The organism is Stenotrophomonas sp. PvP093, from assembly GCF_017876915.1.
GTDB lineage: Bacteria > Pseudomonadota > Gammaproteobacteria > Xanthomonadales > Xanthomonadaceae > Stenotrophomonas > Stenotrophomonas muris.
This window is the reverse complement of the sequence record NZ_JAGIOX010000004.1, coordinates 1-24,162: the sequence shown is the minus strand read 5'-3', so window position 1 is coordinate 24,162 and position 24,162 is coordinate 1. Positions and strand designations below refer to the sequence as shown.

The 24,162-nt window shown below is 68.0% G+C and carries 17 protein-coding genes; 9 read left to right on the top strand and 8 right to left on the bottom strand.

The window, feature by feature from the left end; all coding sequences use genetic code 11:
* Window positions 1-28 precede the first annotated feature (28 nt).
* The 3 genes from J3A72_RS02820 to J3A72_RS02810 all read left to right on the top strand — a co-directional run bounded on the left by J3A72_RS02820 (window position 29) and on the right by J3A72_RS02810 (window position 4,412).
* Window positions 29-1,717 carry a molecular chaperone HscC gene (locus J3A72_RS02820; protein WP_032957843.1) on the top strand — a complete coding sequence of 563 codons (1,689 nt, stop codon included), beginning with the start codon at window positions 29-31 and terminating at the stop codon, window positions 1,715-1,717.
* Window positions 1,714-3,168, top strand: coding sequence for a heat-shock protein (locus J3A72_RS02815; RefSeq protein WP_230374544.1), 1,455 nt, complete (start codon window positions 1,714-1,716; stop codon window positions 3,166-3,168). Before J3A72_RS02820 ends, J3A72_RS02815 begins: the two co-directional genes overlap by 4 nt.
* A 104-nt stretch (window positions 3,169-3,272) precedes the next feature.
* Complete coding sequence (locus J3A72_RS02810) at window positions 3,273-4,412, top strand: heat-shock protein (RefSeq protein ID WP_345776745.1); 1,140 nt, start codon at window positions 3,273-3,275, stop codon at window positions 4,410-4,412.
* A gap of 11 nt (window positions 4,413-4,423) precedes the next feature.
* Here J3A72_RS02810 and J3A72_RS02805 read toward each other — a convergent pair whose 3' ends face one another.
* The 4 genes from J3A72_RS02805 to glyQ form a co-directional block, all read right to left on the bottom strand.
* Complete coding sequence (locus J3A72_RS02805; RefSeq protein ID WP_075075856.1) at window positions 4,424-8,281, bottom strand: translocation/assembly module TamB domain-containing protein; 3,858 nt, start codon at window positions 8,279-8,281, stop codon at window positions 4,424-4,426.
* Entirely contained in the window at window positions 8,278-10,074 is a 1,797-nt protein-coding gene (locus tag J3A72_RS02800; RefSeq protein ID WP_075075857.1) for an autotransporter assembly complex family protein, read from the bottom strand. The genes J3A72_RS02805 and J3A72_RS02800 overlap by 4 nt, the downstream gene beginning before the upstream one ends.
* A 212-nt stretch (window positions 10,075-10,286) precedes the next feature.
* Window positions 10,287-12,362 carry a glycine--tRNA ligase subunit beta gene (gene glyS / locus J3A72_RS02795; RefSeq protein ID WP_075075858.1) on the bottom strand — a complete coding sequence of 692 codons (2,076 nt, stop codon included), beginning with the start codon at window positions 12,360-12,362 and terminating at the stop codon, window positions 10,287-10,289.
* An 87-nt stretch (window positions 12,363-12,449) separates the two neighbouring features.
* Complete coding sequence (glyQ, locus tag J3A72_RS02790) at window positions 12,450-13,361, bottom strand: glycine--tRNA ligase subunit alpha (RefSeq protein ID WP_014648902.1); 912 nt, start codon at window positions 13,359-13,361, stop codon at window positions 12,450-12,452.
* Between the two features lie 83 nt (window positions 13,362-13,444).
* Here glyQ and J3A72_RS02785 point away from each other — a divergent pair, with 83 nt between their 5' ends.
* The 3 genes from J3A72_RS02785 to J3A72_RS02775 all read left to right on the top strand — a co-directional run bounded on the left by J3A72_RS02785 (window position 13,445) and on the right by J3A72_RS02775 (window position 16,961).
* On the top strand, window positions 13,445-15,280 hold the full coding sequence (locus J3A72_RS02785) for an ATPase, T2SS/T4P/T4SS family (RefSeq protein ID WP_014648903.1): 1,836 nt from the start codon (window positions 13,445-13,447) through the stop codon (window positions 15,278-15,280).
* Entirely contained in the window at window positions 15,252-15,998 is a 747-nt protein-coding gene (locus J3A72_RS02780; protein WP_014648904.1) for a glutamine amidotransferase, read from the top strand. Before J3A72_RS02785 ends, J3A72_RS02780 begins: the two co-directional genes overlap by 29 nt.
* A gap of 69 nt (window positions 15,999-16,067) precedes the next feature.
* Window positions 16,068-16,961: a BPSS1780 family membrane protein gene (locus J3A72_RS02775; RefSeq protein ID WP_209572149.1), complete on the top strand. Its 894-nt coding sequence runs from the start codon at window positions 16,068-16,070 to the stop codon at window positions 16,959-16,961.
* 85 nt (window positions 16,962-17,046) lie between these two features.
* Here J3A72_RS02775 and tatC read toward each other — a convergent pair whose 3' ends face one another.
* The 4 genes from tatC to J3A72_RS02755 form a co-directional block, all read right to left on the bottom strand.
* Window positions 17,047-17,796, bottom strand: coding sequence for a twin-arginine translocase subunit TatC (gene tatC, locus J3A72_RS02770; RefSeq protein WP_005420449.1), 750 nt, complete (start codon window positions 17,794-17,796; stop codon window positions 17,047-17,049).
* A complete protein-coding gene (tatB, locus tag J3A72_RS02765) occupies window positions 17,793-18,251 on the bottom strand; it encodes a Sec-independent protein translocase protein TatB (protein WP_032957854.1) in 459 nt (152 codons plus the stop codon). Before tatB ends, tatC begins: the two co-directional genes overlap by 4 nt.
* Window positions 18,252-18,266: 15 nt before the next feature.
* Window positions 18,267-18,494: a Sec-independent protein translocase subunit TatA gene (tatA, locus tag J3A72_RS02760; protein WP_014648907.1), complete on the bottom strand. Its 228-nt coding sequence runs from the start codon at window positions 18,492-18,494 to the stop codon at window positions 18,267-18,269.
* Window positions 18,495-18,569: 75 nt separating this feature from the next.
* Complete coding sequence (locus tag J3A72_RS02755) at window positions 18,570-19,469, bottom strand: YSC84-related protein (protein WP_046433307.1); 900 nt, start codon at window positions 19,467-19,469, stop codon at window positions 18,570-18,572.
* Between the two features lie 163 nt (window positions 19,470-19,632).
* On the opposite strand from J3A72_RS02755, the gene hemH reads away from it, so the two are divergent.
* The 3 genes from hemH (at window position 19,633) to J3A72_RS02740 (ending at window position 23,842) form a co-directional block, all read left to right on the top strand.
* Window positions 19,633-20,595 carry a ferrochelatase gene (hemH, locus tag J3A72_RS02750; RefSeq protein WP_032957857.1) on the top strand — a complete coding sequence of 321 codons (963 nt, stop codon included), beginning with the start codon at window positions 19,633-19,635 and terminating at the stop codon, window positions 20,593-20,595.
* On the top strand, window positions 20,592-21,446 hold the full coding sequence (locus J3A72_RS02745) for an alpha/beta hydrolase (protein WP_075075859.1): 855 nt from the start codon (window positions 20,592-20,594) through the stop codon (window positions 21,444-21,446). Before hemH ends, J3A72_RS02745 begins: the two co-directional genes overlap by 4 nt.
* 290 nt (window positions 21,447-21,736) lie before the next feature.
* Window positions 21,737-23,842, top strand: coding sequence for a methyl-accepting chemotaxis protein (locus tag J3A72_RS02740; RefSeq protein WP_075075860.1), 2,106 nt, complete (start codon window positions 21,737-21,739; stop codon window positions 23,840-23,842).
* The last annotated feature ends 320 nt before the right edge of the window (window positions 23,843-24,162 follow it).

Sequence of the window (24,162 nt, the reverse complement as noted above, 5' to 3'; positions counted from 1 at the left end):
CCGTTTTCTGCACATCGGACGTTCGCAGATGATCGTCGGCATCGATCTTGGCACCACCCATTCCCTCATCGGCAGGCACACGGCAGCAGGGCCGCAGCTGTTCCCCAATGCCCATGGCGAGCTGTTGACCCCTTCGGTGGTCAGCCTCGTCGATGGTGCCGTACTGGTCGGCCAGCCGGCCCGTGACCGCCTGGTCAGCCATCCGCAGCAGACCGTGGCCCATTTCAAGCGCTGGATGGGCAGCGACCGTGAGACCCGGCTGGGTGAGCGCAGTTTCCGTCCCGAGGAGCTCTCGGCCATGGTGCTGCGCTCGCTGCTGGCCGACGCCGAAGCCGCCCTGGGCCACAAGGTGGAGGAAGCGGTGATCAGCGTGCCGGCCTACTTCTCCGACGCCCAGCGCAAGGCCACCCGGGCCGCCGGCGAACTGGCCGGCATCCGCGTCGAGCGCCTGATCAATGAACCCACGGCCGCTGCGCTGGCCTATGGTCTGCAGGAGCGTGACGGCGAAGGCCGCGTGCTGGTGCTGGACCTGGGCGGCGGCACCTTCGACGTCTCCATCCTGGAACTGTTCGATGGCGTGGTCGAAGTGCATGCCAGCGCCGGCGACAATTTCCTGGGCGGCGAGGATTTCCTGCAGGTACTCGTGCAGGCCTTCCACGCCGACCAGGGCACGTCCGCCAGCGACCTGTCCGCTGCCGAGCAGGCGCAGCTGCTGCGTCGGCTGGAACTGTTCAAGCGCGAACTCAGCCAGAGCGGCACTGCCAGCCTGCAGTTGCCCCTGGCCGGCAGCGAACGCCAGTGGCAGCTGGATGAAGCTCGCTACACCCAGCTCTGCGAGCCACTGCTGCTGCGCATGCGCGCGCCCATCGAGCGCGCGATCCGCGACGCCCGGCTCAAGCCCGAGGCGCTGGACGACATCATCCTGGTCGGCGGTGCGGTACGCATGCCGATGGTCAGCAGGCTTGCGACCCGCATGTTCGGCCGGCTGCCGCTGCGCCATGTCCATCCGGACCAGGCGATTGCCTTGGGTGCCGCCGTTGCAGCGGGATTGAAGGCGCGTGACGAATCGCTGCGCGAAGTCGTGCTGACCGATGTCTGCCCCTACACGCTTGGCACGCAGGTGTCCCGCCAGGATGCTGCCGGTGGCGAGCGCAGCGGCTATTTCCACCCGATCATCCAGCGCAACAGCGTGGTGCCGGTCAGCCGCGAGGATCGCTTCTACCCGCTGCACGAGCGGCAAAGTGCCATCCGCATCGACGTGTTCCAGGGCGAGAGCCCGACGGTGGATCGCAACATCAAGCTCGGTGAGCTGACCGTGCCGCTGACCCATTCTGTCCCGATGCAGGAACGCAGCGTCACCGCCCGCTTCACCTACGACGTGAACGGGCTGCTGCAGGTGGAAGTCACCGAGGATGCCACCGGCAGGCGCCACGAGCTCATCCTGGAACAGAATCCCGGGCTGCTGTCACCCGAAGAGATCCAGCAGCGCCTGCGCGCGCTGGAAGCGCTGAAGATCCACCCGCGTGACGCCCAGCCCAACCTCGCGGTGATCGCCCGCACCGAGCGCCTGTACGAGGAACGCATCCATCACCGTGAACAGTTGCAGTCGTGGCTGAGCAGCTTCCGCCATGTGCTGGAGAGCCAGGATGCCGTTGCCGTCGAGCGTCATCGCCGTCAGCTGGACGAGGCACTCGACGCCCTCGAGCGCGATGCATGAGCTGGGCACTGCACGTCCTGGAGCTGGACCAAACGGCTGACGAGCGCGCGGTCAAGCGCGCTTATGCAAAGCGCCTGCGGGTGACGCGCCCCGACGAGGATCCCATCACCTTCCAGCACCTGCATGAGGCCTATCAGGCGGCATTGGACTGGGTCCGCCAGGAAGCGCTGGCCGATATCGCGGACGAAGACGAACCGGCGGAGCATGCAACCGACATCGCACCCTGGCCGCCCGACGCAGACGTGGCATGGGCGCCGCCCGAAACGCGTTCGTACTCGCCTCCATGGCCACCTCGCGGCATGCCTGTGCTGCTGCGCACGGCACCAGTGGCGGAACTGGAGGGAGCGGTCCACGTATCGGGCCATGCGCACACGATCCTGCGCATGGCCCATCTGTCTTCCCCTGAAGACTTCGGCCCCTGGCTGGAGGCCACGCCGGTGCTGTGGTCGCTGCGCTACAAGCCATTGGTGGGCGACGCGCTGCTGGATGAACTGGCACGCAGTCACAACAGCGTCAGCGCAGCCAACATGGGTCTGCTGGCACGCTGCTTTGGCTGGGATGATGTACACGATGGCGTGGATCCGGACAGGCTGGCATCGATCCAGTCGCGCGGTCATCGACGCTGGGCCGCCGAGACCGGGAATGCGGCAGAGCTGTCGGCACTGCTTGAACAAGAGGGCAGCCTGCGGCTGGGGAGGGTCACCCTTGCGCGTTGCCTGCGCTACCTGTCGCAGCCATGGCACGCGCGACGATCCCTCTGGCAGGCGCAGCTGCCCGAGCACATCATTGAGGTCAACGCGCTGCTGGATGCGCTGGAACGCGGCGGCCAGGAGCCATTGCCCGCCGCCTGGGATCGGCAGCAGGTGCAGTTCTGGCGCAGCCTTGCCGACGTTTCCCGTCCCAACCGCTGGCGTTGCCAGGTCAATGCGCTGCGGGGCGGCCTGTTGGCTGCCCTGACGCTCGCGATTGCCGGTGGCTCGACTCTCATGAGTCTTGCCCAGCGTGACCTGCGCACCGCCGCCGCGCTCGGCATAGGCGGCGTGCTGCTCGGGGTCCTGCTCGCCCTGACCGGCGCTCTGTGGGTCCATGTCCGTTGGGCGCTGCGCCAGCTGACGCTGGATCTGCCCCCTTCGCGCTGGGGATGGCTGCTGGCGTTGCCAGCGCCGCTGATCGCCCTCGCCAGCCTGATCCTGGTCCATGGCCTGGACCTGCGGCTGGAAGGTACGTTGCTGCTGTTCCCTGGCCTTGCTCTGGCGACGGCACGCTGGATCCGGCGCGAGGATGGCCGGGGATTCCGGCCGCGCAACCTGATTGGACCGGGCATCGGCATGCTCGTCCCCGAAGTGGGCTGCGCCCTGGTCCTGCTGCTATGGACCACCTGGTTCCTGCGTGACAGGTGCCGTCGCCTGTCGATCGACCTGCCTCCACCTGCTTCTGGAAACACCGTGTGAACCGGGCACTGGACGCTCTCGGGCTCGACGCCAGCGCCGACGAAAAGGCGATCAAGCGCGCCTACGCGCAGAGACTGCGCGCGGCACGCCCGGACGAAGACCCGGTGGCATTCCAGGCGCTGCACGAGGCTTACCAGCAGGCCCTGCTGTGGGCACGCAGCCGCACGCAATGGCAGGAGGAAAGCAGTGCAGAAGCGCTGTCGACGCCACCTGCAGACAACAGCCCACCCGGCCCACCGGCGCCGTACGACAGCCATTCGCCGATGGACCACATGCCGGTGCTGCATCATCCATGCACGCCCGACACCGACATGCCGGACGATGTGGTGGAGCCATCATTGAACCTGCCCCGGTTTGCGCGCCTGCTGATCAACACCGCCGGCGACGCCGACCCGGCCAGCTTCGAGCACTGGCTGGCCCATCGCCCGGAGCTGTGGTCATTGGCCGACAGGCCGCGTATCGGTGACGTGGTACTGCAGCAGCTGCTGCACCAGGGCCAGCCGCTGTGCGAGTCCAACTTCGATCTGCTCGGTCGATACTTCTGCTGGGATGAGATCCGGGCTGATATCGATCCCTACCGGGTCCGCGCACGGCGCAACCTGCTGCATCGCCGCTGGCAGCTGCAGCCGCGCAACCACACGGCCCTCACCGCAGCCCTGGACCGACCGCATGACCGGGTGTCCGTAACCGAGGCCCATGCCCGCATGGAACGCTTGACCCGACCGTGGCACTGGCTGCAATCGCTGCTGTCGGCCAGCGTGCCCGGGCGTGCTGGCATCATGCGGCAAACGATGCAGCGTCTGGGAGTGCATGGTGTCCGTGACACGCTGGCGCCACTGGACACGGATCAGGTCGCCTTCTGGATGGCGGTATCCCAACCCGGGCACTTCAATCTCATGAAGATGCAGGTGGCCATTGTCCGCTGCCTGCTGGGCGCTCTCGTCGTGCTGGCCGTTCTGGCGGCGCTGGCATTGCTCGGTGATGCCGCTCGCCCTATCGCGATCAGCACGTCCAGCATGAAACACGTGGCAATCCATGCCTCGGTGGTCATCGTGTCTGGCGTCCTCATGCTGACGCCTTTCGTTGGAGGCACCCCATCGCGGACGGCGTCCGCGCCAGCGCCCGTCGAGCCACCGTCGGCGCTTGATGGGCACGGCATGCTCACGCACGGGCCTCGTCCGCGCAGGCCAGCCCCCTGCTTCGCCGTTGTCAGCCAGACCGATCCCGACACAGAGGGTGGTTGAGGGGCAGCGGGTTATTTCTCCCGCCGCCAGTTGATCGACCCGCGGTTTTCCACGGTGCTCGACTCCACTTCCACGTCGAACCCGCGGCGCAGCAGGTACTTCAGCGTGATCACCGAACCGGCACCGACCAGCGACACGCCGTAGCCGACGTACAGCTTGGGCGAGATGTACTTGCCGACACCGATCACCGAGCCGCCCAGCGCGCGCGACTGGCTCACGCCGGCGTCGTCCAGGCCCAGCTTGGCGCCCAGCTGCGAAGCCAGCAGGCCGCTGCCCGCCGAGAGCGCCGCCGAGGCCGCGTTGACCTGCTGCGCCTGGTCGCTGCTGGCACCGGTCAGGCTGCGTCCCAGCACCAGATAGGCCAGTGCCTCGGACTGCGACATCGCCGGATCGGACCACACGTCCGCGCGCGGCTGCTGCGCACGCCCGGTCACGTCGATGCCGGCGGTGACATCACCGATCCGGCGCTCGGCGCGGATGTTGATGCGCGGGTCGGACACCGCGTTGTAGTTCCAGATGAGGTTGCCGCGGGTGATGGTCAGGTCCTGCCCATACGCCTTGTAGCGGCCGCTCACTTCCAGGCCGCCATTGGCGGTCATTTCACGGCCGGGCTTGGCCCAGACCTGCATCTTGCCGGTCAGCGCGCCCTTCAGGCCGAACCCGGTCATCTTCACCTTGTCGCCGAGGCTGACCGTCAGGTCCATGTCCAGCGGCGAGGTGCGCGACTCTTCCGGATCGGCCGGGTCCAGCACCACCACGTCTTCGGACACCGAGGTGCCACGGTCCAGGCGCTCCAGGTCGATGTCGGCCTCGGGCACGTGCACGGTGCCACGCAGCTCCATCGCCGCCTTGGCCAACGTGAAGTCGAGGTTGGGGTTGGCGACGATGCGCAGCTCGCTGGTGTTGGACAGCAGCACGTTCTCGCCGTGGATCTTCAGCTGCAGCGGCTGTGCATCACCGAACCACGACAGGCCGCCGTCGACATACAGCGTGCCCTGGCCCGAGTTGGCCTGCGCGGTGATCTTGGCCGAGCCGTCGGGCTGGGCCACGAAGCTGCCCTTGCCCTGGTCGAAGGTCAGGCCAAGCGCGGGGAATTCGCCCTTGAAGTTGCTCAGCTGCGCGTCGCCGCCCAGCGACGGCTGCCCGCGCGTACCGCGCAGGCTGACGTGGCCTTCGATCAGGCCGGTCGGGCGCACGATGTCCGGCGAGAACAGCTCCAGCCAGTACAGCCGCGACATGTTGAGGTAGAGCTCACCGTTCAGCGGTGCGCTGGCTTCCCAGCCGGTCTGCATCTTCGCGTCGACGAAGCCATTGCCCTGGAAGCCCATGCCCAGGTAGCCCTTGATGCTGGCCGGGGTCATGTCGAGCTTCAGCGAGAACTGGTCATAGCGCACCAGCTCGCCGCGGGTGGTATCGCCCACGGTGTTGCGGTTCTCGCCCAGGCGCACGCCGCCTTCCTTCGAGCGCACTTCCACATGGCCTTCCCAGGCCGCGCCGCGCGGGCGGATCTGCGCGTCCAGGCTGACGTCGCCGCGCAGGTAGATGCGGCGGCCGGACTGCGGCGGCAGCCACGGCTGCACCAGCGCCAGCGGCAGCGCGTCACTGCGCACCACCAGGCCTTCGCGCGGCCAGTTGGCCTGTGCGCACAGCGCACCGCTGCTGGCGGCGGCCAGGCAGGCTTCGGACAGGGTGTAGGTGCTGCCGTTGATCGCGAACGCCGCCGGTGCACGCAGCGACCACGCATCACCCTTCACCGGTGCGATGCGCAGCGAGGCCAGCTCGCCACGCCACTGCGCCCCCTGCTGGCGCACGCTGCCCTGCAGCTCGATCGCGCCCATCTCATTGCGGGTCTGCGCAGCCAGGCGCAGGTTGGACACACTGCCCTGCGCATCCACGTTCAAGCGCTCCAGCAGCATGCCGGCGTTGACCTGCTGGCCCTGCACCGCCAGCGTGCCGCTGTCGCCGCGCCACGGCAGGTGGCCCTTGATGCTCACGCTCTCGGCGCCGTAGCCCTCCCAGTTGAGATTGTTGCCGACCAGGTCGGCGGTGATGTCCGGCGCATCGCGCGGCCCCTTCACCTGCACCTGGCCGCGCAGGCCGCCGTCGGCGCCCGGCAGCAGGTCACTCAGCTGCAGCGGTTCGAAACGTGCATCGATGTCGAGGCGGTCGCCGACCTTGCCCGACGCGGTCACCCGGCTGCTACCCAGCGACAGCTTCAGGTCACCCTGGCCCTGCGCGCCCTGCAGCGCGAACTTGCCCTGTGCATCAAGGTTGCGCTGGCGCAGGATGCCCTTCAGCGACGGCAGGTCGACGGTGGCTTCCAGCGTGCCGGCCGTGCCCGGTGCGGCATTGGCCGGCGGCGGCAGCTGACGGCCCTTGGAGGCCAGGTTGCCGGACAGGCGGCCGTTCCAGCCCGGCACGAAATAGCCGGGGTCGAAGTCCTTCAGCGTGGCCTTGGCGTCCCAGTCCAGCTGCGGCGCCCAGGCCACCTGGCCTTCCACCTGCAGCTGCCCACCCGGCGTCTGCGCCTGCAGCTGGTGGATCGACGCGGCCTGGTCATTGCCGCGTACGTCGAACTGCAGCTGCGCCTTCTGCGCCTCGCGTTCGATCTCGGCACGGCCGATCGCGGCCCAGGCCTTCAGGGTACCGGCCAGGCCGAAGCGTGCTTCCTTCAGGGTGACCGGCACCGGTGCGCTGCCAGCCGTGTTCGGGTCGGGTGCCGGCACGTAGGTCAGATCGCGTGCGACCACCGAGAAATTGAGTTTCTGCTGATCGTCCTGGCTGAAGTCGGCGGTGCCTTCCAGCCGCGCTTCGCCACCGAGGCCCTTCACCAGCAGCGGTGAGACCTTCAGCACCTGGTCCTGCAGCGACACCACCGACGGTGCCAGTTCCAGCTCCTGGTCGCCCTGCTTCACCCTGCCGCTCAGGTTGGCATTGCCGCCCTTGCCGGCGGCGGTGAAGTCCAGCGACAACGGCGCAATCGCCGAGCTCGCCAATGCTGGCGACAACAGCGCCAGATCCAGCTCGTCGCTGCGGATGCTGGCGCTCCAGCTCGGGTCGGTGCGGCCATCGAACACCAGCATCGCGTGCAGCGGCTTCGGCGCGCGCCCGGCTACGGCCACTTCCATGTGCGACAGGTCGCCACGTGCGACCAGGCCCACCGTAGCGGCGGTGCGCCCACGCGGTGCTGGCAGCACCGCCGTCACCGTCACATCGGTGTCGTAGTCCTCGGCCGGAATGTAACGGCCCTGGGCGGTGAAGTTGCCCATGTCGCTGTCCACCACCAGCTTGTGCGCCTGGAACTCGCCATTGGCGATCTCGATGCCACCACGCACCCGGCGGATGTCGATCACCGGTTCGTTGGCCTGGCTGATGCGGAAGCCGTCGATGGCGATGGCATCGGCCTGGATCGCCAGCGGCATCTCGATCTGCGGCAGCGAATCCGGCCACGATGGCAGCTTGAACGGCTCGTCACTCTTGGCCAGGTTCAACGTCGCGTTGGTCAGCTCCAGCTTGTCCAGCAGCAGCTTGCGGCCCAGCAGCGGGCGCAGGTCCGGCTCCAGGTGCGCGCGCTCGGCGTGGAAATGGATGTCGTCGTAGCGGAAGTCGACGTTGTACAGGGTCAGCGGACCGGCCACCGGGCCTTCCACCTTGTCCCAGGTGAAGCTGGCGCCCACCGGCAGCCGCGCCACCACCTGGGCCAGCAGCACATCGCGGCCGGCCACGGTCTGCAGCAGCCAGTACACCGCCAGCAGGGCCAGCAGCACCACGCCGATCACGCCGACGCCGGACCAGGCCCAGAAGCGGCGGCGTCGGTAGAAGCGCACGCGCGGCGGTGGCGTGCCGGGGCTCGGTGCGGGCGTGCTCACAGGTCCGCTCCGATGTTGAGGTACAGCTGGAACTGCGAGTCCGGATTGTTCAGGCCGTGCGCGATATCCACCCGCACCGGGCCCACCGGCGATTTCCAGCGCACGCCGAAGCCGACGCCGGTATGCAGGTCAATGGTGTTGTCGAAGGCGCTGCCGGTATCGACGAACACGGCCGCGCCCCACGGGCCGCCATTGAAGTAGTGCTCGTACTCGGCCGAGCCGATCACCAGGTTCTTGGCGCCCAGCGCGTATTTGTCGGGTTTGGGTGTGCGCGGGCCGACTTCGCGGTAGGCGTAACCGCGGATGCTGCGGTCACCGCCGGCGAAGTAGCGCAGGCTCGGCGGCATCGCCACCAGATCGCTGGTCCAGGTGGTACCCCCCTCACCGCGCAGGATCAGGCGGTTGCTTTCACCCACCGGGATGTACCAGCGCAGCACGGCGTTCGCCTGCACGAAGCTGGTGTCCGAGCCGGCGCCTTCCACGCCGGCACGCACCGTCGCCGCGCCGCTGATGCCCTTGCGCGGGAACATCTCGTCGTCGACGTTGACGTAGTCGGCAACCATCTGCGGGTACACCAGCGTCGAGGTGTTGTAGACGGCGTCGGTGAATTCGGTGCCGGACGCGTAGCGCCAGCGCTCGCGCAGTGCGTTGATCGAGGCGATCGCGGTCCAGTGCTCGTTGATCTCGCCGCTGCGGCTGGCGATCAGCTTGAAGTTGCGCAGATCGATGTAGTCGGTCTGCTCGTCGTACGCGCTGGCGGCGAAGGTGTACCAGCCGTCGAGCCAGTTGAAGGCCGGAATGCGGTAACTGGTGACCAGGCTCTTGCGCTTCTGCGCATAGTCCAGCTGCGTGTTCATCTTGTGGCCGCGGTTGTTCAGGAAGCGCCGCTCGATGCCACCGCGCACACCCGGGCCGCTCTCGCTGCCGTAGCTCAGGCCGGCGGTATAGATGGTGCGCTTGGCGCGCGTCAGCTTCACGTCCACCGGCACTTCGCCGTTCTCGTCGGCCTGGTCCGGGCGCGGCTGGATGTCGATCACGCTGAAGTAGTCCAGCTTGGTCAGCGACTCGCGCAGCCGGTCCAGCTTGCCCTCGTGGTAGTAGCTGCCCTGGTCCCAGTAGACCAGTGGATCGAACAGCTTGTCGACGAAGTAGTCCTGCTGGAAGCGCACCGGGCCCATGTTGTAGCGGCGGCCGCTGTCCCAGGTCAGGTCGATGTCGGCGGCGTTGTCGGCGCGGGTGATCTGCACCTGGCGCTGGGTGTAGTCGGCGTCGAAGTAGCCGCGCTCGGCCAGGCGCCGGGTGATGGTGATCTTGCTGGCTTCGTACTGGGTGTGCTCGAAGCGCTGGCCCTTGCGCGGCTTGAACGCGGCCAGGTCATCCTGCAGGTACTGGTCGTACATCGCCGGGCCGGTGATGTCGATGTGCTCGCGGCGCACGGTCACCGGGGTGCCCTTGTCGACATGGATCAGCACACGCACGTGTTCGTCCTCGCGCGGTGCCTCGACCTTGATCACCGGGTTGTAGTACCCGAACGGTTCCAGTGCCTGGCGGGTCTGCCGCTCGGCCTGCGACAGCAGGTACTCCAGGCGTGATTCGCCCTGTTCCTTGCCGATCGTGTCGTACAGCGACAGCGATTCCTGGATGTTCTCCATGATTGCGGCGTCGTCGCCCTTGTCCAATCCCTTGATGTCCACCTTGTCGATGGTGCCGCGCGCGTGGGCCACGGAAGTGGCGGCCAACGACAGGACCATCAGCGGCAGGGCGTATTTCTTTGGCTGCATGCGGGACAGCATACCGACCGAAGGTGACGATGCGAAATGCATCACGTCATTCGGGATCGGTTGTTAAGTGGCGGTCAAAATACGCACCTTTGTGGCGATCATCGTGAATGCAGGCGAGGATGCCGGCATCGTGCGCGATGCCGGCAATGACCCCGATGGACATCCACCGGCGATGCGGTGCGCGGGGTAATGCCGGCCAGCGGCCGGCACTACCGATACGGGCATCAGCTCGACAGATGCTCGATCGCCGCGACCTTGCCCAGGCGCTCGCCCAGCATCGTCAGCAGCGCCAGGCGGTTGCCACGCAGCGCCAGATCGTCCGCATTGACCATCACCCCGTCGAAGAACGCGTCGACCTGCGGGCGCAGGCGCGCCAGGCGTGCCAGCACGGCCACGTAGTCCTTCTGGTGCAGGCTGGCGCCGGTGTCGTCGATGGCGGCGGTGACCGCTTCGGCCAGCGCGCGCTCGGCGTCTTCCTGCAGCAGCGCCGGGTCGATCTGCGCCGGAATGTCGCCCTCGGCCTTGCGCAGGATGTTGCGGATGCGCTTGTTGGCCGCAGCCAGTGCTTCGGCTTCCGGCAGTGCGGCGAAGGTGCCGATCGCATCCAGGCGGCGGTCGAAGTCGTACAGCGAGGCCGGCTTCAGTTCGGCCACCGCGTTGAAGTGCGTGGCCGGCACGCCCTTGTCGCCGTAATAGCCCTTCAGGCGGTCGAGAATGAAGTCGTACAGCTCGCCGACATCGGCCTGCACGTTGCGCGCGGCCAGGCCGGCGTTGGCGCTGGCCAGCAGCGCGCGCAGGTCCAGCTCGAAGCCGCTTTCGATGATCGTGCGGGCCAGGCCCAGCGCATTGCGGCGCAGGGCGAACGGGTCCTTGTTGCCGGTCGGCTTCAGGCCTGCGGCGAAACCACCGGCCAGCGTGTCGACGCGTTCGGCGATGGCCAGCACCTTGCCCAGCGGCGACAGCGCGATGTCATCACCGCCGAAGCGCGGCTGGTAGGCCTCGTCGATGGCCAGCGCCACCTCGGTCGATTCGCCACCGGCCACGGCGTAGTGGCGGCCGGCGATGCCCTGCAGCTCCGGGAACTCGTTGACCATGCGCGACTGCAGGTCGTTCTTGGCCAATTCGGCAGCCCGCCTGGCCTGCACGGCATCGGCACCCACCTGGGGTGCGATCACTTCGGCCAGGGCGGCCACGCGCGCCACCTTGTCGGCCACGCTGCCCAGCTTGGCCTGGTAGGTCACTGTCTTCAGGCCGTCGCCCATCGACGCCAGGCCCTGCTTCAGGTCCTCGTCGAAGAAGAACTTGGCGTCGGCAAAGCGCGGGCGGATCACCCGCTCGTAGCCCTTGGCCACTTCGGCCACGTCCTTCGATTCGATGTTGGCGATGCCGATGAACTTCTCGGTCAGCGTGCCTGCGGCATCCAGCACCGGGAAGAACTTCTGGTTGATCTCCATCGTTTCGATCAGCGCTTCCTGCGGCACTGCCAGGAACGCGCGTTCGAAGCTGCACAGCACTGCAGACGGCCACTCGACCAGGTTCACCACCTGCTCCAGGTTGTCGTCGGTGATGCGGGCGCTGCCACCGACCCTGGCCGCGGCGGCCTCGACCTCGGCGACGATGCGCGCACGGCGCTCGCGCGGGTCGACCAGCACGAAGGCGGCGCGCAGGGCTTCAACATAGTCCTGCGGCTGGGCCAGCGACACGGGCTGGTCGTGGTGGAAGCGATGGCCACGGCTGACACGGCCGGCCTGCAGGCCGAACAGTTCGGCCTCCACCACCTCGGAACCGTGCAGCAGCACCAGCCAGTGCGCCGGGCGGGCAAAGCCCCAGGTGTGGTCGCCCCAGCGCATCGGCTTGGGAATCGGCATCGCTGCAATCGCCTCGCGCAGGATCTCCGGCAGCAGGCTGGCGGTGCGTGCGCCCGGGGTCACCGCGCGGTGCACGAAGCGCTCACCCTTGTTGTCGGTGGTCTTCTCCAGCGCGGTCCAGTCGATCCCGGCCTTGGCGGCGAAGCCCTGCAACGCCTTGGTCGGCTGGCCTTCGGCGTCCAGTGCGATGTTCAGGTACGGGCCCAGCACTTCGCTGTGCTGTTCCGGCTGTTCCAGGCCCACGCCCGGCAGCAGCACGGCCAGGCGGCGGGGGGTCGACAGCGGGCGTGCATCACCCAGTTCCAGCGCGACGCCGCGCGTGCGCAGGCCTTCGACAACACCGTCGAAGAACGCCTGGGCCAGGCCCGGCAGCGCCTTGACCGGCAGCTCCTCGGTGCCCAGTTCGATCAGCAGGGGGGACAGTTGGCTCATCGGTTCGATCCTGTGGTGGGGGCGCAGCGCGCGACGCGTCCGGCGCCCCGGGGAGTTGATGAAAAGCGGGTGGGTGCCGACGGCCCGTCAGGCCTTCTTCGCGCCCGGGAAGCCCAGCTTCTCGCGCTGCTCGTAGTACGCCTTGGCCACCGCCTGGGCCAGCGCGCGCACGCGCAGGATGTAGCGCTGGCGCTCGGTCACGCTGATCGCGCGGCGTGCATCGAGCAGGTTGAAGGTGTGGCTGGCCTTCATCACCTGCTCGTAGGCCGGCAGCGGCAGGCCCACCTCGACCAGCTTCTGCGCTTCACGCTCGCAGGCATCGAAGCGGTGGAACATTTCGTCCACGTCGGCGTATTCGAAGTTGTAGGTGCTCTGCTCGACTTCGTTCTGGTGGTAGACGTCGCCATAAGTCACCGGTTGCCCGTCCGGGCCGTAGGTCCAGACCAGGTCGTAGACGTTGTCGCAGTTCTGCAGGTACATGCACAGGCGTTCGAGACCGTAGGTGATCTCGCCCAGCACCGGGCGGCACTCCAGGCCACCGGCCTGCTGGAAGTAGGTGAACTGGGTCACTTCCATGCCGTTGAGCCAGACTTCCCAGCCCAGGCCCCAGGCGCCCAGCGTCGGCGATTCCCAGTTGTCCTCGACGAAACGCAGGTCGTGCACCAGCGGGTCGATGCCCAGCGCCTTCAGCGAATCCAGGTACAGCTGCTGGATGTTGTCCGGCGCCGGCTTCATCGCCACCTGGTACTGGTAGTAGCGCTGCAGGCGGTTCGGGTTCTCGCCATAGCGGCCGTCGGTCGGGCGGCGCGAGGGCTGCACGTAGGCCGCGTTCCAGCGTTCCGGACCGATCGCACGCAGGAAGGTGGCCGGGTGGAAGGTACCGGCGCCCACCTCCAGGTCGAGCGGCTGGATGAGCACGCAGCCCTGCTGGGCCCAGAACTGGTTCAGGGTCTGGATCAGGCCCTGGAAGGTGATCGGAACGGTCGGGGTCGCGGACATGCGTACGAGTCTTGGCCGGCAAGGGGGTGCGTTAGTATAACGGCCGACCTGCGGGGCATTCCGTACCCGGGAGGAGCAGGCAGATGGAACATCGGCTGCCGGTGGGCACGCCCGGCGAGCCAGGCGACATCCCGCTGCCGTGGGGCCGCCTGCATTTCGAACAGGTCTGCGCAGCGCTGCTGGCCGATGGCCTGGTGGCCGAGCACGACGTCGAGCGCATGCGGTTTTCCGCACAGGGCGCGCGCAACGCCAGTGAAGTGCACCCGCTGGTGTTGCTGTCCAACCTCAAGCTGGCCGCCCGCGACGGTGGCGAACTGACCCTGGAACGCCTGACCGAATGGCTGGCCCGGCGCACCGGCAGCCGCTACCTGCGCATCGATCCGACCCGGGTTGACGTCGCTGCGGTCACCGCGCTGGTCTCCCACGCCTACGCCCGCCGCCACCGCTTCCTGCCGCTGGCGGTGGATGCCGAACGGGTGCTGGTGGCCACCAGCGAGCCGCTGGTGCAGGAGTGGCGCCGCGACCTGCAGCACCTGACCCGCCGCAGCATCGAGCTGGCGGTGGTCAATCCGCTCGACCTGCACCGCTACACCATGGAGTTCTACGGGGTGACCCGCTCGGTGCGTGGCGCGCGCGGCGATGTCCGCGGCGAAGCCAGCACCACCCTGCCCAGCTTCGAGCAGCTGGTCGAGCTGGGCCGTACCGGCGACGTCAATGCCGACGACCAGCACATCGTGCACATCGTCGACTGGCTGCTGCAATATGCCTACGAACAGCGCGCCTCGGACATCCACCTGGAACCGCGCCGCGAGATGGGGCGCATGCGCTTCCGCATCGATGGCGTGCTGCACAAGGTCTTCGAGGTGCCACCGGCGGTGATGACCGCCGTGGTCAGCCGCATCAAGGTGCTCGGCCGCATGGACCTGGCCGAACGCCGGCGCCCGCAGGACGGCCGCATCAAGACCCGCTCGCCGGGCGGCCGCGAGGTCGAGATGCGCCTGTCGACCATGCCCACCGCCTTCGGCGAGAAGTGCGTGATGCGCATCTTCGACCCGGATGCCGCCTTCAAGAGCATCGACCAGCTGGGTTTCAGCCCGCAGGAGGCCGCCGGCTGGAATGCACTGGTCGAACGCCCGCACGGCATCGTGCTGGTCACCGGCCCGACCGGCTCAGGCAAGACCACCACCCTGTATTCCACGCTGAAGCGGCTGGCCACGCCGGACGTGAACGTGTGCACCGTGGAGGACCCGATCGAGATGATCGCGCCCGAGTTCAACCAGATGCAGGTGCAGGCCAACATCGACCTGGACTTCGCCAGCGGCGTGCGCACCCTGCTGCGGCAGGACCCGGACATCATCATGATCGGCGAGATCCGCGATCTGGAAACCGCGCAGATGGCGGTGCAGGCCTCGCTGACCGGCCATCTGGTGCTGTCCACGCTGCATACCAACGACGCGCCGTCGGCGGTCACCCGCCTGCTCGACCTGGGCGTGCCGCACTACCTGCTGGCCAGCACCCTCAACGGCATCCTCGCCCAGCGCCTGGTGCGCACCCTGTGCCCGCACTGCAAGCAGCCGCACACCCTTGGTGCTGCCGACTGGGCGGTGCTGGCTGATAGCCAAGCTGCATATCCAGATGCCGCCACGCCCTGTCGGCCGGTTGGTTGCCTGGAGTGCCGGCGCACCGGATTCCTCGGCCGCATCGGCCTGTATGAGTTGCTGCCATTGGGCTCGCGGCTGCGTGGGCAGATCCGCGCCGACATGGATCTGGCCGGTTTCACCCGTGCCGCGCGGGCTGAAGGGCTGCGAACCCTGCGCCAGGCCGGGCTTGAAAAGGTGGCGCAGGGGCTGACTACAATCGAGGAAGTCCTGTCAGTCCTGCCGCCCCCGGATGAACCCAGCCCCGTTCCTGATCCTTGAAACCGGCCGCCCGGTGCCGTCGCTGCGCCGCTACGGGCGCTTCCCGCACTGGATCCGGGTGGCCGCCGGGCTGGAAGAGCACGAGACGGTGGTGGTCGATGTCGAACACGGGGATGCCCTGCCCGACCCGCATGCCTTCGCCGGCGTGCTGGTGACCGGCTCGGCCGCCTTCGTCACCGACCACGCCGAATGGAGTGAGCGCAGTGCCGCATGGCTGCGCCAGGCCGCCCACGACGACTTGCCCGTGTTCGGTATCTGCTACGGGCACCAGCTGCTGGCGCACGCGCTGGGTGGCGAGGTGGCCTACAACCCGGCCGGGCGCGAGTCGGGCACGATCGAACTGGAGCTGCAGCCGCAGGCCGCGCAGGACCCGCTGTTCCAGGGCCTGCCGCAGCACTTCGCCGCCCACGCCACCCACCTGCAGACCGTGTTGCGCGCGCCTGACGGTGCCGAAGTACTGGCACGCTCGCCGCTGGATGGCTGCCATGCCTTCCGCTGGGGGCGCCAGGCCTGGGGCGTGCAGTTCCACCCCGAGTTCGCCACCCACCACATGCGCGGCTACGTGCGTGCCCGCGCCGACTGCATCGGCCGCCATGGCGGCTGTGCCCGCAGCATCGAGCGCGCGGTCAGCGCCGCACCGCTGGCGCGCCAGCTGCTGCGCCGCTTCGTTCGCCAGGCGCGGCTGTCTTCAGCCCAGCCGGCGGCAAAACAGGGATAATCGGCGGCACGGGCAAGCGCCCGGCCCCCTCCTGTCCTTCCCGGATGTCCATGAAAGAGATTCCGCAAGCTGCCGGCCTCGGCGGGCGCCCAGTGGTTGCTGGATACGTTCTCGCTGTATCGGCGTGCGCCGCTGCAGCTGGCCCGGATCGGTCTGACCTGGCTGCTGGTGAGCTGGGTGGTCACCCTGTTGTCGACGCTGATTCCCGGCGCTGCCGGCATGGCCGTGCAGCTGATGACCCTGGCCATCTCGCCGATCATGTTCGGCGGCATGCTGTACGCCGTGGGTGAGATCGACGAAGGTCGCCCGGGCCTGGCCTCGCACCTGCTGCAGCCGATCCGCGACCACCGCGTCAGCCACCTGCTGGTGCCGCTGGCGATCCAGGTGCTGGCGGTGCTGCTGCTGGGCGCGCTGCTGTTCCTGATGATCGGCCGCGAAGGCTTCACCGCCTTCAGCGAGGTCATGACCAAGATGGAAGAGATCAGCCGCAGTGGCCAGCAGATCAAGCCGGACGATGCCGCGGCGCTGGTGGCCAACCTGCCGGCCAAGCGCATCGCACTGTGGATGCTGCTGGTGTTCCTGAGCGCGGTCGCACTGTCGCTGGCAATGTTCACCCAGCCGGCGCTGGTGGTGTTCGACAAGCAGAGCGGCATGCACGCGCTGCGCCTGAGCCTGCAGGGCTGCATCGAGAACATCGGCGCGATGATCGTGTTCGCCGTGCTCGGCCTGATCGCCGCGTTCTGCATCTACATCCTGTTCGTGATCGTGATCCAGATCGCGATGCTGATCGGCGGCCCGCTGGCCGCCGCCTTCATCGCCCAGCTGGTGCTGACCACGGTGCTGATGCCGCTGTATGTCGGCGCGGTCTACGCCGCGTGGAAGCAGATGTTCGTGCACCGTGGCAGCCGCGCCGCACCGCCGATCCCGACCACGCCGACCTCGAGCGACATCTTCCACGCCTGATGAAAAAAGGGGACGGAGGGGATTAAGTCGTTAGCTGCACACACTGGGCATAAACGACTTAATCCCCTCCGTCCCCTTTTTTCTTTCAGGCGGCGGGCTTCTTGACTGCCGACGACGGCACCAGCCAGCGTGCGGCGTGGATGCCCAGCTCATAGAGCAGGCACATCGGGATCGCCAGCATCAGCTGCGAAACCACGTCCGGCGGGGTCAGCACCGCCGCCAGCACGAAGATGCCGACGATCGCGTAGCCGCGGCCTTCCTTGAACTGCTGCGGCGTCACCCAGCCCAGCAGCACCAGGATCACCATCGCCACCGGCAACTCGAAGCTGCCGCCGAAGGCGAAGAAGATCGCCAGCACGAAATCCAGGTAGGCATTCGCATCCGGGGTGATCGCAATCACGTCCGGGCTGAAGGTGGTGAGGAAGTGGAACACCGCCGGCAGCACCAGGAAGTAGGCAAAGGCACAGCCGGTGTAGAACAGCAGCACCGAGGACACCAGCAGCGGCACCGCCAGGCGCTTCTCGCGCGCATACAGGCCGGGCGCGACGAAGGCCCACAGCTGGTACAGCAGCCACGGCACCGCCACGAACAGGGCAACGAAGAAGGTCAGCTTCAACGGCGCGAAGAAGGCGCCGGCCGGATTGGTGGCAATCATCGTCTGCCCGTTCGGCAGCTGCGAGACCAGCGGCTCGGCCAACGCGTTGTACAGTTTCTGGGTGAACGGCAGCAGCGCCAGCAGCACCACGCCCAGGCCCAGCAATGCGCGCACCAGGCGGCCGCGCAGTTCCACCAGATGTTCGACCAGCGAGCTCTCGCCGAAATCCTGTTCACTCATGGCTGGCGCTCCGTGCGCGGCGGCGGCGGCGCACCGGCTTCAGGGGGTGTCGCCGGCGTCGGCTCGGGAGCGACGCCCTCCTGTACCGGTGCATCGGCACGGGTCAGGCCGCTCATATGCGGCGGCAGATCCGCAGGCGCCGGTGCGCGTACCTCCTGCGCCAGCGTATCGCCCTGCTGCTGCGCCTCCTGCGCTTCGCGACGGATCGCTTCGCCGCTGGCACGCAGCTGGTTCTCGGTGTCCTGCATGCCCTGGCGAACGTCCTGCATCTGCCGCTTGATCTCCTCGGCCTGCAGTTCGCGCTCCAGTTCCTGTTTCACCGAATCCCATTGATTGCGGGCGCGACGCACCCACAGGCCGGCAAAGCGGGCCGCCTTGGGCAGGCGCTCGGGACCGAGCACCACCAGGGCGACCACGGCGATCACCAGCAGTTCGCTGAAGCCGATATCAAACACCGCGACCGCTCCGGATCAGCGAGGGGTGCGGTCGTGCTCGTCCTGCGCGGTGCGCGAGGCGTCCTGGCTGCGCGACTCGTCGCCCAGCTGCGCGTTCGGCTTGTCGTCGTCGCGCATGCCCTTCTTGAATTCCTTGACCGCCGAACCGAGGTCCTTGGCGCCACTGGTCAGGCGCTTGGTGCCGAACACCAGCAGGACGATGGCCAGCACGACCAACCAATGCCAGATGCTGAAACTGCCCATAAAGACGCTCGTTACGTTAGTGATCAGGCTGTCGAGCATAGCGCACCGGGTGTTAGCCGGCGCGCGTGACGAAAGTCAGTTTCCGCCCAGCGTTTCCGTGCGGATTTCGCCGTCGTTGACCGGCTGGAAGCCCTGCTGCTGCGGCGGCGGGTTCTGCGGAACGTTCTGCAGCGGCGCGGTGGTGGCTTCGGCCGGGGCCGCCGGTGCTGCCTGAACAGGCGCAGGCACAGGGGCGGCAGCCGGCGCCGGCGCCGGACGCGGTGCATTGCCACCGTTGCCGTTGCGGTTGTTGCGGGCGGCGTAGGTGGCCTCTTCCAGGCGATCGCGGAAGGCGACCACGTCCATCGACGGCGAACCGACGGCGCGACCTTCGAAGATCATGCGCGGCGTGGTGTTGCTGCCGTAGGCGTCCAGATTGGCGGCATCGTCGATCTGCAGCACCGCGCCATCCAGCGCGACACCGGCGAACAGGCCGCGCGCGCGCGACCACGACCAGATCTCGGCCTTCAGCTGGCCGTCGGTGGCGGCGGCGGCATTGCGGCCGACCGGACCGGCGGCAACGCCGGCATCGGCGCCAAGCGTGAACTTGCCATTGACCAGGTTGTCCAGGCTGCGGTCGTTGCGGAACACCAGCACTACGTCGGAAGACTGCACGCCGGCCTGGAAGCCGATGCTGCCACCGGTCAGCTTGACGAATACCGGGCTGGACCAGGCGCCATTGGGCATGCGCACCGACATCAGCCCGTGGCCGCGACGACCGCCAATGACCAGGCCGGCCTTGATCGTGTCGGGAATGACGATGACCGCGCGGCCTTCGTCGAGCAACTTGTCCGGAATTCCCTGTTCAGGGATTTCCTGGATCTCCGCCAGCACGCGCACGGCATTGCGGGCGCGCTGGTCTTCCTGCGGTCCGGCCATGGCCTGGCTGGACAGCAGGCTGGCGGCGATCAGCAGGGCTTGGATCGGGCGACGCATGGCAGGCTCCAGAAGTCAGTCCATAGGAATATAGCAAGTGACTGAAATTAGTAGTGTTGTCATGAATCGCCAATGAGCGCTCCCCGCTCACATAGATGCCCGCTATGCCTGCAATCCGAACCCTGCATCCCGGTGCGACACCGGATCGGCGACAATGCACCCCATGCTCGACGCACCCGATACCGCCGTGCTGGCGGTCAACCTAGGCACGCCCGATACGCCGACGGCCCCCGCCGTACGCCGTTACCTGGCCGAATTCCTGTCCGACCGCCGCGTGGTCGCGATCCCGCCACTGCTGTGGCAGCCGCTGCTGCGCGGACTGATCCTGCCGCTGCGCAGCAGCCGTTCGGCGGCCAAGTACGCCCAGGTCTGGCTGCCGGATGGCTCACCGCTGATGGTCCATACCCGGCAGCTGGCGCAGGCGATGCAGGCCCTGCTGCCAACCCTGAAAGTGCGCCACGCAATGCGCTATGGCGAACCGGCCCTGGCCCACGAGCTCGACCGCCTCGCCGGCGAAGGCGCACGCCGCATCGTGGTGCTGCCGCTGTACCCGCAGTACTCCACCACCACCACCGCCTCGGTCGAGGACCGGGTCGATGCCTGGCAGCGGCGCAACCCGGGCGTGACCGTCAGTCTGGTACGCGACTACTCGGTCGACCCGGGCTGGGTCGAGGCCGTTGCCGGCTCGATCCGCCGCTACTGGGAACAGCACGGCCGCAGCCAGAAACTGATGTTCTCCTTCCACGGCATTCCGCAGCGCCTGGCCGACGCGGGTGATCCGTATCCGCAGCGCTGCGAGGCCAGCGCGCAGGCCATCGCCAACGCGCTGGGCCTGGGCAAGGACGACTGGCAGATGGGTTACCAGTCGCGCTTCGGCCGCGAGCGCTGGCTGCAGCCTTACGCTGAGCCGAGCCTGTGGGCGTTGGCCGAATCCGGTGTGAAGCAGATCGACGTGGTCTGCCCCGGCTTCGCCACCGATTGCCTGGAAACGCTGGAAGAAGTCGCGATGGGCTTCACCGAAACGCTGGCCGAACGTGGCGCGACGATGCGCTACATCCCCTGCCTCAATGCCGAACCGGAACACGCGCGCGCCCTGGCGCGACTGGCCGTGGCCTCGCTGGCATGAGTCTGCAACCCTTTGAACTCGGGGTCGGCGGCACCCGCGTCGCCGGCCTGCGCAACAGCGGCGACGGCCCGTGCGTGCTGGCCCTGCATGGCTGGCTCGACAATGCCGCCAGCTTCGTGCCGCTGGCGCCGCACCTGGCGTCGCTGCAGCTGGTGGCGATCGACCTGCCCGGCCATGGCCACAGCGCGCACCTGCCGGCCGGTGCCAGCTACACCACGGCGGCCGCGATCTGCCACGTGCTTGATGTGGCCGACGCCCTGGGCTGGGACCGCTTCAGCCTGCTCGGCCATTCGATGGGCGCCGGCATCGCCAGCCTCACCGCCTCGGTCAGCGACCGCGTCGAGCGCCTGGTGGCGATCGAAGCTCTCGGCGGCCTGCGCGGCCCCGAAGAAGAGACCGCCCATCGCCTGCGCGAGCACGTGAACGCAACCCGTGCGTTGGCGCGCAAGCAGCTGCGCGTGTTCCCCGACCTGGCCGCGCCGATCCGCGCACGGATGATGACCAACCAGCTCAGCGAACCGTGCGCACGACTGCTGGTCGAGCGCGGCGTGGAACCGGTCGAAGGCGGGTATCGCTGGTGCAGCGATCCGCGCCTGATGCTGCCCACCGCGATCCGCCTCAGCGAGGGCCAGATCGACAACCTGCTGCAGGCCATCGCCTGCCCGACACAGGTGATCTATGCCACACCGGCGCAGTCGTATTATCCCGAGCCGATGCGCAGCGATCGCCTGCAGCACCTGCGGGATGGCCGGCTGGCAGTGTTTCCCGGCAACCATCACCTGCACATGGAAGATCCGGAACAGATCGCAGGCGTGATCCTGCACTTCTTCAGCAACGACAACGCCGGCTGAGCGCAGGCGTCCGCGCGCTTCACTCCGCGCGTTTGCGGCCGATACATCAGTTGCGGGCCCCTGCGCCCGCTGCACGCGGGCCCGGTCGGTCCTGCGGCATGTGTCTGGTTCTGCAAGGAAGTCCGCATGCCCGCTCTGCTGCACCGTCACCCACAGGATGTGGCCGCGGTGTCCCCTCTCCGCGTCGCTGATCGCGCCGCATCCCTCGAATTCCCGGCACCCGCCCTCGTGACGCCCTGCTGCGTGCGTTGCGGCGTGCTCGTTGTCGTCTGCTGACCCAGGAGCCTCCGATGTCCATTGCATCCGCCCGTCCCCCCGATACCGCCCGCCTGTCGCACCTGCAACAGCTCGCCCGCGGTGCTGACCGCCGCCTGCTGATCGGCAGCGCGGCACTGGCCGTGACCGGGCTGGTGCTGGCCCTGCGCGGTCCGCACGGTGTGGCCGCCGCGTTGGCCGCGGGCGCTGTGCTGCCCGCCTTGTGGCTGGCCGGTCCGCTGGCAGGCCGCGACATCGCCCGCAACGCCCTGGCAATCCTGGTGGCGCTGCAGCTGGCCCTGTTGTCCGCGATCACCGGCCTGTCGCCGGCGTTGCCGATCGCCCTGCTGCTGGGCGTGCTGCTGGGCCATCGCGATCGTCTGCCGGTGTGGCTGGCCGGTAGCATCGGCACGCTTGCACTGCTGGCCCCGCTGCCGGCCGGTGCTGCGGTGGGGCCGGCGCTGCTGCAGGCCGCGATGCTGGCCGGCCTGACCCTGTTCCTTGGCCAGGTCGCACTGCGGCTCCGCCAGCAGACCGAAGCACTCGGCCACGGTCCCCGGCGGCTGGCCGCGCTGGCGCGCGACATCGCCACCGGCGCCGATCTTGGTGCACATGCTGACACCACCGCCTACGCACCGGGTTCGCTGGCCCATGCGCTGGCCGACACCGCACGCCATGTGCAGGCCCAGCGTGGACGCGAAGCGGAGGCACACGCCGAGAACGCGCAGATCCGCCAGGCCCTCGATGCCTCGCGCACCGCGATGATGATTGCCGACAACGATCACGTGATCCGCTACGTGAACCGCTCGGTGGTGGCCCTGCTGCGCAACCAGCAGGCAACGTTGCGCCAGGCCTTCCCCGATTTCGATGCCGAGCGCCTGGTCGGTAGCAGCATTCATCGCTTCCACGCCAACCCGGACCGGATCCGCGCCATCCTCAATGGCCTGCAGGTCAGCCACAACGGCAAGGTACAGATCGGCCCGGTGCACTTCGCACAGGTGGTTACTCCGGTCTTCGACGCACAGGGCGTGCGCCTGGGCTTTGCCGTGGAGTGGCATGACCGTACCCATGAGCTCGCCTTGGAGAACGCCGTCGCCGGCATCGTCGCGGCCGCCGCCGCCGGCGACCTCGACCAGCGCCTGCAGGCAACCGAAGGTGCCAGCTTCCTCGATGGCCTCACCGGCGGCATCAACCAGCTGCTGGATACGTTGGGCAGTACGGTTGACGAGGTGCGGCAGATGCTCTCGGCGCTGGCCAGCGGCGATCTCGATCGACGCATGCATGGCGAGTATCACGGCGCCTTTGCCGCGATCCAGCGCGATGCCAACGCCACCGCCGGCCAGCTGGCGCGCATGGTGGGCCGTATCCAGCAGTGCGCGTCCTCGATCAGCACCGCTGCCAGCGAAATCGCTGCGGGCAATGGCGCGCTGTCCGAGCGCAGCGAGCGCCAGGCAGCGCACCTGCAGGAAACCGCCGCTTCGATGGAAGAGCTGACTGCCACCGTGCGCCAGAACGCTGCCCATGCGCGCGAGGCGAGCCAGCTGGCGATCACCACCCAGAGCGCCGCCAGCGACGGCAACGTCGCCATGCAGCGGGTCGTCGACACCATGCAGGCGATCGAGGGAGCCTCGAAGCGGATCGGCGACATCACTGGCGTGATCGATGGCATCGCCTTCCAGACCAATATCCTCGCGCTCAACGCGGCAGTGGAGGCCGCCCGTGCCGGCGAGCAGGGCCGTGGCTTCGCGGTGGTGGCCAGCGAGGTGCGCGTGCTGGCGCAGCGCTCCGCCGCCGCCGCACAGGAAATCAAGAAACTGATCGATGAGGCGGGTCGCCAGGTGGGCGAAGGTGCCCAGCTGGTGGCCGATGCGGGCCAGCGGATGCAGGGCATTGTCGGGGGCGTTGAGAATGTCAGCCACCTGATGCACGAGATCTCGGCGGCCTCGCAGGAGCAGTCGGTCGGCATCGAGCAGATCAACCAGACCGTGGTGCAGATGGACCAGGCGACGCAGCAGAATGCCGCGCTCGTGGAGGAAGCCACCGCGGCCGCACGCGAGCTGCAATCGCAGGCGGGTACGCTTACCGAGGCGGTATCGGTGTTCCGCCAGCAGGAACCGCACGAGGTCTCGCGGGCCGCCTGATCCGGGCCTGCAGTTCCATCCCGGTCAAGACGGCGCCCGCAGGGCGCCGTTTTTTTGCCTGCTTTTGCGTGATGGGTCAGGAAAAAAAGGCCGCTTCCGGACCTGCCGTGAGGAGCGACCAACCCTGGCTGGTGCCGCATCCACATGTGGCGTGAATCTACTGTGCGCCCGCATGCCCTCGGTAGTCGCCAACCTTGGTTGGCGCTGGGGCTGCCCGCGGAGAATATCCACGCATGGCGTGCATCTACCGGCCGGTGTGCAGCTATGGCGGTGCCGGCCGGCGGCCGGCACTACCCACATGTTCTGCGCACAAAGAAAAA

Excerpts from the sequence above, each read along its gene's own strand:
- J3A72_RS02745 (WP_075075859.1), top strand. The coding sequence starts at position 20,592 with ATGAGTCTGCAACCCTTTGAACTCGGGGTCGGCGGCACCCGCGTCGCC.
- hemH (WP_032957857.1), top strand. The coding sequence starts at position 19,633 with ATGCTCGACGCACCCGATACCGCCGTGCTGGCGGTCAACCTAGGCACG.
- J3A72_RS02800 (WP_075075857.1), bottom strand. The coding sequence starts at position 10,074 with ATGCTGTCCCGCATGCAGCCAAAGAAATACGCCCTGCCGCTGATGGTC.
- J3A72_RS02780 (WP_014648904.1), top strand. The coding sequence starts at position 15,252 with ATGAACCCAGCCCCGTTCCTGATCCTTGAAACCGGCCGCCCGGTGCCG.
- tatA (WP_014648907.1), bottom strand. The coding sequence starts at position 18,494 with ATGGGCAGTTTCAGCATCTGGCATTGGTTGGTCGTGCTGGCCATCGTC.
- J3A72_RS02755 (WP_046433307.1), bottom strand. The coding sequence starts at position 19,469 with ATGCGTCGCCCGATCCAAGCCCTGCTGATCGCCGCCAGCCTGCTGTCC.
- J3A72_RS02785 (WP_014648903.1), top strand. The coding sequence starts at position 13,445 with ATGGAACATCGGCTGCCGGTGGGCACGCCCGGCGAGCCAGGCGACATC.
- J3A72_RS02820 (WP_032957843.1), top strand. The coding sequence starts at position 29 with ATGATCGTCGGCATCGATCTTGGCACCACCCATTCCCTCATCGGCAGG.
- glyS (WP_075075858.1), bottom strand. The coding sequence starts at position 12,362 with ATGAGCCAACTGTCCCCCCTGCTGATCGAACTGGGCACCGAGGAGCTG.
- J3A72_RS02740 (WP_075075860.1), top strand. The coding sequence starts at position 21,737 with ATGTCCATTGCATCCGCCCGTCCCCCCGATACCGCCCGCCTGTCGCAC.
- tatC (WP_005420449.1), bottom strand. The coding sequence starts at position 17,796 with ATGAGTGAACAGGATTTCGGCGAGAGCTCGCTGGTCGAACATCTGGTG.
- glyQ (WP_014648902.1), bottom strand. The coding sequence starts at position 13,361 with ATGTCCGCGACCCCGACCGTTCCGATCACCTTCCAGGGCCTGATCCAG.
- J3A72_RS02815 (WP_230374544.1), top strand. The coding sequence starts at position 1,714 with ATGAGCTGGGCACTGCACGTCCTGGAGCTGGACCAAACGGCTGACGAG.